Source organism: Streptomyces sp. NBC_01465 (assembly GCF_036227325.1).
Lineage (GTDB): Bacteria > Actinomycetota > Actinomycetes > Streptomycetales > Streptomycetaceae > Streptomyces.
In genome coordinates this window covers 7636735-7650142 of record NZ_CP109467.1, presented here as the reverse complement: position 1 = coordinate 7650142, position 13408 = coordinate 7636735, and the positions used below count along the sequence as shown (strand labels likewise).

The window sequence follows — 13408 nt, the reverse complement described above, 5'->3', positions numbered from 1 at the left end:
CGATGAAGCGAAGAACTCCCCGCCCCAGGATGTGGGTGGTCCTGCTGTCCGCCCTGCTGATGGTCCTCGGGCTGACGTCCACGGCGGCGTACGGCCGTACGGACGACGACCAGCAGGCAGCCGCCGCCCAGGTCCTCACCTGGACCGCGGGCGACTCCATCACCCAGTACACGACGGCGCCCGCGACCGCGGTGGCGGGCCTGACGACGATCGTCTTCGAGAACAGTGCGGCCACCGGCAACACCACGGGCATGCCACACACGCTGACCTTCGACGTCTCGGACCCCGAGTACAACAACGACGTCCCGCTGAACATCCTCGCCAACCCGGGCGACGACCAGGGCGGCAAGCACACCGCCGAGGTCACGCTCACTCCCGGCCGGTACCGCTACCACTGCACGATGCCCGGCCACGAGACGATGCAGGGCATCCTGGTCGTCACCGAGGGCGGCGGCCAGGACACCACCGCGCCGGAGACCTCCGCGAAGGTCGAGGGCGAGAAGAACCAGGCCGGTGCGTACATCGGCCAGGCGAAGGTGACGCTCAACGCCACCGACGCGGGCTCGGGCGTCGACACGATCGAGTACGCGGACGGGGCGACCGGCGCCTGGACGCCGTACACCACACCCGTCGTCGTCTCGACGGTCGGCGACCACACGATCCGCTACCGGGCGACCGACAAGGCGGGCAACGCGGCCGCCGAGAAGTCTGAGACCTTCTCCGTCGCCGCCCCGCCCACCGACGACAAGACCCCGCCGGAGACCTCGGCGACGGTCAGCGGCGAGAAGGACGCCGACGGCAACTACCTGGGCATGGCGACGGTCACGGTAACCGCATCCGACACCGGCTCGGGCGTCAACTCCATTGAGTACGCGGTCGGTTCGGACGGCGCCTGGACCGCGTACACCGGTCCGGTGATGGTCCACGCGCTGGGTGCGCAGACCTTCCGCTACCGGGCCACCGACAAGGCGGGCAACGTAGCGGCCGAGAAGTCGGAGACCTTCACGGTCGTCGCCCCGCCCACCGAGGACAAGACCCCGCCCGAGACCACGGCGGCCCTCGACGGGACGACCAACTCCGACGGCGCGTACATCACCAGCGCCAAGGTGACGGTGACCGCCACCGACGCCGATTCGGGTGTCGACAAGGTCGAGTACTCGCTCGACGGCGGCCCCTACCTCGCGTACACGGCGCCTGTCCTCGTCGACCGCGTGGGACGGCACACCTTCGCCCACCGCGCGACCGACAAGGCGGGCAACACCTCGGCGGCCAAGCAGTCGGCGTTCACGGTCGCGGAGGGCGGCGGCGTCCCGGCGCCCAACTGCCCCGAGTGGGACGAGCGGTTGACGGTCATCGTCGGCACGGTCGACACCGGTGTCCCGAACCGCATCACCCGCAACCGGTGCACGATCAACGAGCTGATCGAGGACGAGAAGGAGTGGACCTCACAGGCACTCTTCCTCAAGCACGTGGAAAAGGTCCTCACCAAGCTGCAGACCGACGGCGTCATCGACCTGCGCGAGCACAGGAAGATCACGAAGGCGGCCAAGCAGTCCGGCATCGGCCTGCCCGGCCAGACCACCGGCTACCGCGACATCCTCGACGGCACGGCGAAGTCCTTCGCGAAGTGGGAGCAGGTGGGCGGCGGCAAGTTCGGCCTGAACGCCGACGGATCGATCACCAGCTCCACGACCGTCGACGGCATGGGCATGCTCTGGTATCCGCAACGCAAGTACGCGGACTTCTCGCTCAAGCTCCAGTGGCGCGACGACGCCCCGGGCACGGGCAACGCCAACGGCGGTGTCTTCGTGCGCTTCCCGTGGGTGCACGACAACCCGGAGGAGCCGCGCCCGGAGTGGGCCGCCATCAAGTACGGGCACGAGGTGCAGATCCTCGACAAGCCCGACGGCGACATGTACAAGACGGGCTCGCTCTACGGATTCGACCGCGTCGGTCTCGGCGGCGCGGGCGTCACCCCGAAGGGCACCTGGAACGACTACGAGATCCGGGTGGTGGACCAGCACTACTCGATATTCCGCAACGGTGTCCTGATCAATGAGTTCGACAACGTGGGCGGCCAGGACTTCTACCCGGCCCGCTCGGACGACCCGGGGACCGACGGCCGGCGGTTCGCCGACGGCTACATCGGTCTCCAGGTCCACTCCACCACGGATGTGATCTCCTACCGCAATATCCGCATCAAGGAGCTGTAGGCGCTCCTTCGGTCGCGGCCGGCGTACCCCCCTCACCTGACGGGAGGGGGGTACAGCCGTCCCCGCCGGGTGTTGCGCTCGGGTCGGGGCTCGGCGAGACCGTGTCCGTGGGCGACGGGCAGACGGGCGGCGTGGATCCGGAGTCGCTCGGCGAGGGGCTCGCGCTGTCGCTCGGGTCCGGCGACGGCGATCCGGTGTCGGTCGGGTCCGGGCTGGGGCTCGCGCTGTCGCTCGCGGACGGCGACGGGCTGCCGCTGGGGCTGTGCGAGGGCTTTCCGGGACCGGTGGGCTTGCCGGTGGGCTGTGGACCGATGATGATCCCGCCGCCCCGGGGCTTGTCGTCGGCCGGCGGCTTCGGATCGCCGTTCGCACCGCCCGCACCCGGACTCTGCGGCAACACACCCTGTCCGTCCGGGACTTGGTGCACGCCTTCGCGGTAGAAGGACAGCCACGACAGGACCAGCCGCAGATACGCGTCGGAGTGGTTGTAGCTGAGGATCGACCGGTCCAGATCGGCCTTCACGGCAAGATCCCGGCTCCCCGCACACAGATAGTGCCCCGCCGCGAGCGCCGCGTCGAAGATGTTGTTCGGGTCCTTCTTCCCGTCGGCGTTCCCGTCCGCCCCCCAGGTCGCCCAGGTCGAGGGGATGAACTGCATCGGTCCGACGGCCCGGTCGTAGCGGGCGTCCCCGTCGTACGCGCCCCCGTCCGTGTCGGGGATGTGCGCGAACCCGGAGCCGTTCAGCACGGGCCCGAGGATCGGGGAGAGCGTGGTCCCCTGCGCGTCGACGGCCCCGCCGCGCGCCTGCCCCGACTCGACCTTGCCAATGGCCGCCAGTAACTGCCACGGAAGCCGGCAGCTCTTGTCGGTCCGCGCGAGATCCGCTTCCGCCTTGCGGTACGCGGCGAGCACGGTCGCCGGGATCCCCTGGTTGTCCCAAGTGGGCCCCGAACCGCCCAGCGTGACGTTGGTCTTCGGGGCGGCCGGAGTGACCAGCGGCGGGATCTCCGTATGGTACGAGTCGTCCGTGGGCCCCTCGACCCGTGCCGTCGAAGGCCCGGTCGCGGACTCCTTCTTGGGCGCGGCCGACTGGTGCGCAACGATTCCTGGCGCCTGGGACGCCGTCAGTGCAGCCATGGCCGCCGCGGCCACCGCCGTTCCGCCCAGGCCTCGTCTCATCCGTCGCGCGTGCAGCATCGGTCTCTCCCTGATCGGCTCTTATCGGGTGAAGGTGTCGATGTTCGAAATCCGCCAACTGCCGCCGGTGCGTACCGCGTCGACCGCGAACATCGCGGCGGCGTACGTCGTCTTGTCGTCCTTGGCGGCGGTGTTGGTGTTGCTCTGGTCCGCGTACAGCAGGACCCGCGCCCGGTTCCCGTCGATGAGCTCCACTCCGCTTTCGGTGACCGTGGTGGTCAGCACCAGCTTCTGTTTGGCCGCCTGGGCGCGTACCTCCGCGAGCATGTCCTTGTGCTGCTGGACCGCCTTGCCGGTCAGCAGGGTCTGTGCGGCGCGGTCCGCCTTGCCGGTGTCCGCGTAGTTGTACGAGAAGAGAGAGTTGACGGCGTTGGTGACCTGGCCCTTGACCTCGGTCGTACGGGCGACATCCGAGAGGGCGACATTGGTCGAGGCCGAGTTGTCGCGCAGATCGGACGCCTGGGTGGCCGCGTAGGCGGCGAACCCGCCGAGGAGCACGGTCAGCACGCCGAGCACGACGGGCAGCGAGACCCGTCTCCGGACCGGCTTGGCGGCTGCGGCAGGAGCTTCCGCCTCCTCCGTGTCCAGCACCCGCCCGGCCACCGCAGGCGGCACGGCCGGCTCCGGCTCGTCCTCGAGATCCGGACGGGGCTTCACCCGGACAGGTGTCACAGGTGTCGCAGCCGCCAACCGCCGCTGCCGGTTGATGAGATGACGGGTCGTCGACATAACGTCCTTCCGTTCCTGTCCTGTCCGTGGGTCAGCTTGCGGTGTTGCCGACGGGCGCCTGGCCGAGGGCGCTGAGCTTCCACCCCGCCGAGGTGCGGGTGAGCTCGCCGAGCAGCCGGCTCTCCTTCGCGGCGGGCTTGCCCTTGGCCGGGGTGACCGTGATGCGCAGCGCGACCATCACGCTCGCCTTGCCCGTCCGCTCGTCCAGCTCGGTGACCGCCCCCGAGAGCACCTTCGCCGTGGACACCGTCTGCGCCTGTTGGATCTGCTTCTCGAACTGCGAGCGCCCGTCCGTCAGTTGCTTGTGGAGGTCGCCGGTCGTGGAGTCCTCCCAGGAGTCCAGACCGTGCGACAGCTGCTTGTAGTCGAGGGTGTTCATGTTCTGTACGGCCTGCTCGCCGGCCTGCAGTGCGTCGTCCCTCACCTGCGCGTAGTCGGCGGAGTCGTCGTTCGCCGCCGCGTACCAGGACCAGCCGCCCCATCCGGCCGCCCCCGTCGCGAGCAGCGCCAGCGCGAGCGCCACGACCGTCAGCGGATTTCTGACCGCCCTCAGACTGAACATGTACCTCGTCCCCCTTCTCTCAACGGGCCTTGATGTCGGTGATCAGCCAGCTGCCGTTGCGCAGTTCGGCGGTGACGGACAGCTGGGCCGCGACCGACGTGGCCGCTTTCCCCTTGCGCTGGGCTGTCTGGTCGAGGAAGACGAGCAGGTGCGCCTCGCCGCCTTCGAGCCGTACGACCCCGGCGCGCACCACCTGCGTGGTGAGCGTCAGCTTCTGCTCCGCGGCGCGCGTCCCGACCTGCCCGAAGAGCGCGGTGTACTGCTGGGCCGCCTTTCCCGCGAGCAGGTCGCGGGCCTCCTTGGCAGTGACACTGGTGTCCTCGGGCGTGTACGAGAAGATCTTGCCGAGGGCGTTGCTGATGTCCCCTGCCACCTGGGTGGTGGTCTCGGTGTCGGTCAGCGCATGGTTCTTGGCGGCCGCCACATCCCTCAACTGGTGGGCACGGAACAGGAATCCGCACCCGCCGAGCACCAGCAGCACGACGGCGAGCGCGCCTGCGAGGACGGTGCGGCTGCGCAGCCACGGCGGTGTGGCCTTCGCGTCTTGCTCGGGCTCCTCGGCTTCCTCGACCTCGGTCTCTTCGACGTTCTCGGTGACGCTCACGCGCTGCCCTTCCCCACCGGCACCGCGTTGAGCGCGGTGACCTTCCAGCCGTCCGGAGTCCGGGCGAGCGACGCCTCGAACCGCTTGCGGTCACTGGTGGCCGACCCGCTCTTCGGTGTGATGGCGACGGTGACCGTGGCGATCATCGAAGCCGTTCCCGCACGGTCGTCGAGCGCGGTGAGCGCCGCGTCCGTGACGGTTCCGCGCGCCGAGGTCCCGGCTTTGGCGAGCGTGGTGCGGTCGGTGGCCCTGGTGGACTCGAGCTTGTCGTGGAGTGCGCCCGTCGAGGCGTCGAGCCACTGCTTGAGACCGTCGTCCGTGTGGCTCACGTCGAGGGTGTTGAGCTGGGCGACCCGCTCGCGCCCGGCGCTCAGGGCGGCATCGCGCGAGGCGGAGTACGTCAGCGAGTCATCGTTCGACGTCTGCAAGTACACCCATCCGGAAAATCCGCAGAAGAGCACGGCCGCCACAGCGACCACCCAACTGACCACTCTGGTCCGTGCGTTCACTGCGCCCCTCCCAGTCCGAGCAGCTCGCTCATGTTTCTGGGCGCCTGCGCCGGAGCGGCCGACTGGCCCAGCACCCCGGGGAGCACGCCTCCCGCGTCCTTCCCCAGAAGCAGGGATCCGGGCTTCGCGGCCTTCGGCACGCCTCCTCCGTCGGGCGCGTTGGCCGAGCCGCGCACCTCCTTGCCGGTGCCGGGGGACGCGGTGCAGCGCGCATCGGTGTTCAGCGCCGATGTCGGGGAGACGTCCGAGCCCGGGCGGTACTTCGTCCCCTCGTAGCCCGTGGTGCAGGGCAGCGGGTCGAAGAAGGTGACGGCCATGCCGAACCGGGCGCCCTTGTCGTTGATCGCCGTCGAGCCGGCCGCCGCGACGGCGGGCAGCTTCACCATCAGCTCCTCGATGCCACGCTGCCGGGTGACCGCCACCTCGGAGGTGGTGAGCAGATTGGCGAGCACCACGCTCAGGCTCGGGTTGAGGTCGCGCAGCAGCCCGCTGATCTGGGTGGCGGCGTCGGGGGCCGCGGCGATCAGCTGCCGCAGGTCGGTGTCGGAGGAGACGAGCTGCCCGGCGAGCCCCTTGGCGCCCTTCGCGAAGGCCTTCAGGGCGTCGCCCTCCTCCGACTGGGTACGCAGGACGGTCTCGCCGTCGATCATCAGCTTCGTGTTGGTGGGCAGGGCCTTGTCCGCTGCCTGGATGAAGTCGCTGCCGTTGTCCAACAGGACCTGCAGATCCTCACCCCGGCCGTTGAGCGCGGTCCCGAACTCGTCGACGACCGTACGCAGCGACTCCAGGTCCACGGACGACGAGAAGTCGTTGACGCTCGTGAGCACATTGGTGACGGGCGCCGGAATGCTGGCGTCGGCCTGCGCGATCGTCGAACCGTTCTGGAGATACGGGCTGCCGTCGTGGACCGGCCGCAGATCGATGTACTGCTCCCCCACCGCCGACAGGTTCGCGACGACGGCTTTCAGGTCGGCGGGGATCCCGGGTGCGGAGTTGTCGATACGGAGCTCGGCCTCCACCCCATCCTTCGTCAGCCGGATCGGCCCGACCCGACCCACCGAAACGCCCCGGTAGGTGACATTGGAGTGAGTGAACAGCCCTCCGGTCTCCGGGAGTTGAACCTTCACCACGTAATAGCCGCGCAGCCCGACCAGATGCCCGAGGTCGGCGTAATGGATCCCGAGATAGCCGAGAACCAGTACGGCGATCAGCAGGAAGGCCAGGTTCTTCAGCCTGATGGCCATCGTGATCATCACTGGCCGCCTTTCGTGGACGGCGTGGAGACCGAGGGCAGCGGGAGCGGTGCGCTCTTCGCGGCGGGCGAAGGCGATGCGGTGCCCGTGTCGGGCTTGACCGGCGGAATGATCTGCGTGCCGGGCGCGGCCGTCACATTCAGATAGACGTTGAGATAGTCGCCCTTCACACCGTTCAGGACCTCATCGGTGAAGGGGTACGTGAAGAGGACCTGCAGCGAGTCGGGAAGGTCCTTCCCTGAGTCGGCGAGCGCCTTGAGGGTCGGCGCGAGCGCCTGCAGATCGGCGACCATGTCGTCCTTGCTCTTGTTGATGGTGTCGACGGCGACCCCGGAGAGCGTGTCGAGCGCCTTGAGCATGGTGAGCAGCGAGCCGCGCTGCTTCTCCAGGACCTTCATGCCGGGGCTCAGCCCGGTCAGTACCTTCCCCACCTCCGTCTTGCGGGTGGCGAGGGTGGAGGAGAGCCGGTTGACACCGTCGAGCGCGTCGGTGATGTCGGCCTTGTGCCCGTCGAGGTTGGTCACCAGGGTGTTGACGCGCTCCAGCATCGAGCGGATCTCCGGCTCGCGCCCGCTGAGCGTCTTGTTCAGCTCATGACTGATCGTCTTCAGCTGCTGGATGCCACCCCCGTTGAGCAGCATGGACAGCGCGCCGAAGACCTCCTCGACCTCCGGGTTGCGGTTGGTCCGGGTGAGCGGGATGGTCTGCCCGGTCCGCAGCATCGCGGTGGATGCGCCCTTGGTGGGCGCGGCGAGCTGGATGAACTTCTCGCCGAGGAGGCTGGACTGCTCAAGATGCGCATACGCGTTCTCGGGCAGCTTCACCTTCCCGTTGATCTTCATCGTGACCCGCGCGGACCAGTTGTCCTGCGAGAGCGAGATCTTGGTGACCCGCCCGACCGCGACGTCGTTGACCTTGACCGCCGACTGCGGCATCAGATTCAGCACGTCGTTGAAGTCGGCGGTGATCTCGTACGGGTGCGAGCCGAGGTCGGCGCCGCCGGGCAGCGGCAGCGACTCGATGCCGTTGAACGAGGGCACCGAGCACGCGCCGAGCGACATCGAGAACCCGACGGCCAGGGCGACCGCGGCCACAACTCGCGTACTGGTGGCGGTGGTTCGCTTCACTGTCCGGCCCCCTTGCTCTTGGTCGGGGAGCCGTACACATCGCCGACGACCGGCAGCGGCAGACCGGGCAGCCCGCTCTGCTGCGAAGGCTGTACGGGAACCAGCCCGGCGAGCCCCGCCCCCGTAGCCGCACCGCCGGACCCGTAGGCCATACGGACCTCATTGAGATTGGCGCGCCCGTCGATGGTGCGGTGCACAGGGTCGTACGCATTGACGAGGTTGCTCGCGGCGAGCGGCGCGGTGTCGAGCATCTCGGCGAGCGAGGCGCGCTGCTTGACGAGGGTGTCCGTGATCGGCCGCAGCTTGTCGATGTTCTCCTTCAGCGCACCGCGGTTCTTCTCGATGAACGCCTTCACCTGGCCGAGCGCCGAACCGAGCTCCTTGAGCGCCGCCCCCAGGTTCTCCTTGTCGTCGTCGAGGAACCCGGTGACCGTGGACAGCTGCTCCTGCGCATCGCGCACGTTCCCGTCGTTGTCCTTCAGCATCGTCGTGAAGGACTGCAGATAGGACAGCGTGTCGAAGAGGTCGGCGCTGCTCTTGTCGAGGGTCTTGCTGGCCTTCCCGAACTGCTCGATCGAGTCCCCGATCGCCTTGCCGTTCCCGTTGAGGTTCGCGGCCCCGGTCTTGAGCAGATCGGCAAGCGCCCCTTGGGAGTTGGCGCCCTTGGGGCCGAGCGCGGTGGCGAGCTTGGTGATGCTCGCGTACAGCTGGTCGACCTCCACGGGTGTCGCGTTGCGGTCGGCGGTGAGCGTGGCGTGGTCCTGGAGCTCGGGTCCGCCGTCGTACGCGGGCGAGAGCTGTACGTACCGGTCGGCGACGACGCTCGGTGCGACGACCACCGCGTGCACATCGGCCGGCGCCTTCACGCCCTTGTCGAGGACGAGCACCACCTTCACCTCCTTCCCCTCCGGTCTGACCGATTCGACCTTTCCGACCTTCACTCCGAGGATCCGCAGGTCGGACCCGGCGTAGACGCCGGTCGCCTGCTCGAAGTAGGCGGTGATCCTGGTGCCGCCCGAGTCGTCGAAGGCGATGACCCCGGAGGTGGCCACGGCGGCCACGACGGCGAGCGAGGCGGTGATGGTCACGACACGTCTGGTGGTTCGCTTCATTTCTTGCCGCCTGACGTCAGCGGGGGCGACATGCAGTCGTCGACCGGGGTCGTGCCCTGGGGCAGGTAGTTCTTCGGGACGAGGCCGCAGATGTAGCTGTCGAACCAGCGGCCGTTCCCGAGCGTGTTCCCGACGAGCCGGTAGTAGGGCCCGGCGAGCGACAGCGCCTTGTCGAGGCTCTTGCGGTTCTTCAGGAGTACGGCGGTCACGTTGCCCAGCGCCTTGAGCGTCGGCTGCAGCTGCTTGTCGTTGTCCTCGACCAGGCCGGACAGCTGTGTGCCCAGGTCCTTGGTCCCGGTGAGCAGCAGATGGATGGCGTCGCGGCGTTCCTTGAGCTCGCCGAGCAGCAGATTGCCGTCCTTGAGCAGCGCCTCGAAGGTGCTGTTCTTGTCGGACAGGGTCTTCGTCAGCTGCTTGCTGCCCTTGAGGAGTTTGGCCAGTTCGGCGTCGCGCTCGGAGACGGTCTTCGACAGGGCGGACAGTCCGTCGGCGGCCGTCTTCACATCGGGCGGCGAGTCCTTGAAGGTGTTGGAGATCGTCTCGAAGCTCTTGGCGAGCTGCGCGGTGTCGATCTCCCCGATGGTGTCGCTGAGCCCGTTGAAGGCTTCGGTGACGTCGTACGGGGACGTGGTGCGCGTCAGCGGAATCCGGTTCGACGGGTCCTGCTTGTCGGTGCCGATCGGGTCGAGCGCCAGGTACTTCTCGCCGAGCAGGGTCTTGATGGCGATGGCGACGGTGCTGGAGTTCCCGACCCAGGCGTCCTTGACCTTGAAGGTCACCTTCACCCTTGCGCCGTCCAGGCCGACCCCGGTCACCTTGCCGACTTTGACCCCGGCGATGCGGACCTCGTCGCCGTCCTTCAGCCCGGCCGACTCGGTGAAGTCGGCGCTGTACGAGGTGCCGCCGCCGATGATGGGCAGCGAGTCGGCCCGGTAGGCGGCGAGCCCGATCAGTGCGAGCACGAGCAGCCCGACGAGGCTGACGGCGACCGGGTTGATCTCCCGTACCGGCTTGATCCATCCGAAGCCCCTCATGTGGTGCACCTCGGCTGGGTGATCTCGATGCCGGTGGGCGGCTTGCTGCCGTCCGAGGTGGTCACGCCCGTCACCTTCGCCTCACAGAGAAAGAGGTTGAACCAGGATCCGTAGGTGGAGAGCCGCGTGATGGCCTGCATCTTCTCGGGAGTCTTCTGCAGGAAGTTCTCCAGCTCCGGCTGCCCGGCGTTCAACTGACCTGCTACCCGCCCGAGTTCGGCGATGTCCTTCTTCAGCGGCGCCCGCCCGTCCTCCAGAAGTCCGGCCGTGGTCGTGGTCAGCCCGCCCATCGCGGTGATGGCCTCGCCCAGCGGCTTGCGGTCCCCGGAGAACCCGGTGACCAGCTCCTGGAGGGTCACCACGAGGTCGTTGAAGTTCGTCTCGCGGTCGTTGACGGTGGTGAGCACGGTGTTGAGGTTCTTGATGACCTCGCCGATCACCTTGTCCTTGCCGGCGACGGTGGTGGTCAGCGACCCGACGTGCTCCAACAGGCTGTCGACGGTGCCGCCCTCGCCCTGGAGGACCTGCACGATGGACCCGGCGAGCTGATTCATCTCGGTCGGGGCCAGCCCCTGGAAGAGCGGCTGGAACCCGTTGAAGAGCTGGGTCAGATCGAGTGCGGGCGTGGTCCTGGCCAGCGGGATCGTGTCCCCGGCCGCGAAGTGCTGACCAACAGGCCCACTCCCCTGGTCGAGGTCGACGTACCGCTGCCCGACCATGTTGAGGTACTTGATCGACGCGGTCACCGAGGCGGGCAGCTCCCGCCCCCGCTTCACCGCGAACGTCACCTCGGCGACGCGCCGGTCGGCGACCTTGATGGACTCGACCTGCCCGACCTTCACCCCGGCGATCCGCACGCTGTCCCCGTCGAGAAGCCCGGTGACATCGGTGAACCGCGCCTTGTAGGAGACGGTGTCGCTGACGTCGGAGTTGGCAATCGACAGGCCCAGCACGGCAGTTGCCAGCGACGTCACGACCACGAAGATGGAGGACTTGACGATCGGTCCCGTAAGACTGCGGCGCTTCACTTGAGCTTCACCTCCGCACCACGGAAGACCGGTCCTGCCAGGAGGCTGCTCCAGTCGGGGAGCGCGGTCGGCTTCACCTTGGCGCCCGGCGCGAGCAGCTCGTTGACGAGCTGGTTCTCCTGCGGCGAGTTGAGCAGACCGAGGCTGTCGCTCTTGCTGGTGGCGGTCGCGGCCGTCGGCACGGACTTGCCGATGTACGGGACCGAGTAGCAGTGCGGGCCGCCGCTCGCCGTGTAGGACGGGGTGTCCTTGCCGGGCACGTACTTCCCGAGCGAAGGCACCGTCACGACCTCGATGTGCAGTCCAGGCTGCTTGGTCCCCTTGCCGAGCGCCTTGTCCATGGCGGGCACGAAGCCCACCATGGTGCGCAGGGTGCAGGGGAACTCGGGCGAGTACTTGGCGAGCAGCTCCAGCGTCGGACGGCTGACGGATGCGAGCCGGATCATGTTGTCCTGGTTCTGCCGCAGGAACGCGGTGATGTCCTGCGCGGTCTTGGTCGTGGACCCGTACAGACCGGCCAGCTCGGCCTGCTGCTGTACGAGGGTCGCGCTGGTGGTGGTGAAGTCGTTGAGCGCGGTGAGGATGTCGGGTGCGGCATCCGAGTACGTCTGGGTGACCTTCACCAGCTGCGCGATGTCCCGGTTCAGGGTGGGCAGTTGGGGGTTGAGCTTCTTCAGGTGCGCGTCGAGCGTCTCGAAGGTGTCACCGAGCTGCTGACCGCGCCCGCTGAGCGCGGTGGAGACTGCGGAGAGCGTGGCGGAGAGCTTCTCCGGCTTCACGGCGGTGAGCAGCGGAAGGACGTTGTCGAGGACCTGCTCCAGCTCGATGGCGTTGCGCGAGTGGTCCTGGGCGATGACGTCCCCGGCCTTCAGCGGCTCGGCCGAGGCATTGGCGGGCGGCACGAGGGCGACGTACCGCTCCCCGAACAGCGTCGTCGGCAGCATCTGCGCCGTGACGTCCGAGGGGACCTGGTCGAGCTTGTCGGGCTGGATGGCGAGGGTGAGCTTGGCGCCCGTGCCGTCCGCGCTGATGGACTTGACCTGCCCGATGACCACGCCGCGCAGCTTCACGTCGGCGTTGGGGTGCATCTCGTTTCCGACGGTGTCGGTGTCGATGGTGATCGCGGTCGAGTCGGTGAAGTCCTTCTGGTACACGGACACCGACAGCCACACCAGCAGCGCGGGCACGATGACGAACACCACTCCGGCGGAACGGCGCCGGACCGTCTGCGCGCTCATCCCGCCACCTTCACGGTTGTCGTCGCGCCCCAGATGGCGAGCGAGAGGAAGAAGTCGGTGACGCTGATGAGGACGATGGCGTTACGGACCGACCGGCCCACGGCGACACCGACGCCGGCGGGGCCGCCGGTGGCGCGGAAACCGTAGTAGCAGTGGGCCAGGATCACCATCACGCTGAAGATCAGCACTTTGAGCACCGACAGGATGACGTCGTCCGGGGAGAGGAAGAGATTGAAGTAGTGGTCGTAGGTGCCCGCGGACTGGCCGTTGAACATGACGGTGACGATGCGCGAGGCCAGGTAGGAGCTGAGCAGCCCGATCGCGTACAGCGGGATGATCGCGACGACCCCGGCGATGATGCGGGTGGTGACGAGGTACGGCATCGACCGCACGCCCATCCCTTCGAGCGCGTCGATCTCCTCGTTGATGCGCATCGCACCGAGCTGGGCGGTGAAGCCCGCGCCGACGGTGGCGGAGAGAGCGAGGCCGGCGACGAGGGGGGCGATCTCGCGGGTGTTGAAGTACGCGGAGATGAACCCGGTGAAGGCGGCGGTGCCGATCTGGTTGAGGGCGGCGTACCCCTGGAGGCCGACGACGGTTCCGGTGAAGAGGGTCATGCCGATCATCACGCCGATGGTGCCGCCGATGACGCCGAGGCCGCCGCTGCCGAAGGCGACTTCGGCGAGGAGGCGCTGGACCTCTTTCAGGTACCGGCGCAGGGTGCGCGGGATCCAGATCAAGGCCCGTACGTAGAAGGTGAGTTGGTCGCCGGAGCGGTCGAGCCAGCCGAGCATGGACATC

Annotated in this window: 13 protein-coding genes; 1 reads left to right on the top strand and 12 read right to left on the bottom strand. The window is 68.2% G+C overall.

Annotated elements, in window-relative coordinates:
- The first annotated feature begins 2 nt into the window (after nucleotides 1-2).
- Nucleotides 3-2213, top strand: coding sequence for an OmpL47-type beta-barrel domain-containing protein (locus OG707_RS35660; RefSeq protein ID WP_329125858.1), 2211 nt, complete (start codon nucleotides 3-5; stop codon nucleotides 2211-2213).
- Here the strand turns inward: OG707_RS35660 and OG707_RS35655 are convergent.
- The 12 genes from OG707_RS35655 to OG707_RS35600 are packed head-to-tail and all read right to left on the bottom strand — an operon-like array spanning nucleotide 2200 to nucleotide 13407.
- Nucleotides 2200-3411 (bottom strand): lytic transglycosylase domain-containing protein, encoded by a 1212-nt coding sequence (locus tag OG707_RS35655; protein WP_329125856.1) that lies wholly within the window; start codon nucleotides 3409-3411, stop codon nucleotides 2200-2202. The two genes, OG707_RS35660 and OG707_RS35655, sit on opposite strands and share 14 nt — an antisense overlap.
- A gap of 21 nt (nucleotides 3412-3432) precedes the next feature.
- The gene (locus tag OG707_RS35650) at nucleotides 3433-4140 is read right to left on the bottom strand and encodes a hypothetical protein (protein WP_329125854.1); all 708 of its coding nucleotides are present in this window, start codon (nucleotides 4138-4140) and stop codon (nucleotides 3433-3435) included.
- Nucleotides 4141-4171: 31 nt separating this feature from the next.
- Nucleotides 4172-4702 (bottom strand): hypothetical protein, encoded by a 531-nt coding sequence (locus tag OG707_RS35645; protein WP_329125852.1) that lies wholly within the window; start codon nucleotides 4700-4702, stop codon nucleotides 4172-4174.
- Between the two features lie 19 nt (nucleotides 4703-4721).
- Nucleotides 4722-5306, bottom strand: a complete 585-nt coding sequence (locus OG707_RS35640) for a hypothetical protein (protein ID WP_329125850.1) — start codon at nucleotides 5304-5306, stop codon at nucleotides 4722-4724.
- Nucleotides 5303-5815: a hypothetical protein gene (locus OG707_RS35635; RefSeq protein WP_329125848.1), complete on the bottom strand. Its 513-nt coding sequence runs from the start codon at nucleotides 5813-5815 to the stop codon at nucleotides 5303-5305. The genes OG707_RS35640 and OG707_RS35635 overlap by 4 nt, the downstream gene beginning before the upstream one ends.
- Nucleotides 5812-7068 carry an MlaD family protein gene (locus OG707_RS35630; RefSeq protein WP_329125847.1) on the bottom strand — a complete coding sequence of 419 codons (1257 nt, stop codon included), beginning with the start codon at nucleotides 7066-7068 and terminating at the stop codon, nucleotides 5812-5814. Before OG707_RS35630 ends, OG707_RS35635 begins: the two co-directional genes overlap by 4 nt.
- Nucleotides 7068-8195, bottom strand: coding sequence for an MCE family protein (locus OG707_RS35625; RefSeq protein ID WP_443071436.1), 1128 nt, complete (start codon nucleotides 8193-8195; stop codon nucleotides 7068-7070). The genes OG707_RS35630 and OG707_RS35625 overlap by 1 nt, the downstream gene beginning before the upstream one ends.
- Nucleotides 8192-9307: an MCE family protein gene (locus OG707_RS35620; protein ID WP_329125845.1), complete on the bottom strand. Its 1116-nt coding sequence runs from the start codon at nucleotides 9305-9307 to the stop codon at nucleotides 8192-8194. The genes OG707_RS35625 and OG707_RS35620 overlap by 4 nt, the downstream gene beginning before the upstream one ends.
- A complete protein-coding gene (locus OG707_RS35615; protein WP_329125843.1) occupies nucleotides 9304-10341 on the bottom strand; it encodes an MCE family protein in 1038 nt (345 codons plus the stop codon). The genes OG707_RS35620 and OG707_RS35615 overlap by 4 nt, the downstream gene beginning before the upstream one ends.
- Nucleotides 10338-11369, bottom strand: a complete 1032-nt coding sequence (locus OG707_RS35610; RefSeq protein WP_329125841.1) for an MCE family protein — start codon at nucleotides 11367-11369, stop codon at nucleotides 10338-10340. Before OG707_RS35610 ends, OG707_RS35615 begins: the two co-directional genes overlap by 4 nt.
- Nucleotides 11366-12607: an MCE family protein gene (locus OG707_RS35605; protein ID WP_329125839.1), complete on the bottom strand. Its 1242-nt coding sequence runs from the start codon at nucleotides 12605-12607 to the stop codon at nucleotides 11366-11368. Before OG707_RS35605 ends, OG707_RS35610 begins: the two co-directional genes overlap by 4 nt.
- Entirely contained in the window at nucleotides 12604-13407 is an 804-nt protein-coding gene (locus OG707_RS35600; RefSeq protein ID WP_329125838.1) for an MlaE family ABC transporter permease, read from the bottom strand. The genes OG707_RS35605 and OG707_RS35600 overlap by 4 nt, the downstream gene beginning before the upstream one ends.
- Nucleotide 13408 lies beyond the last annotated feature (1 nt).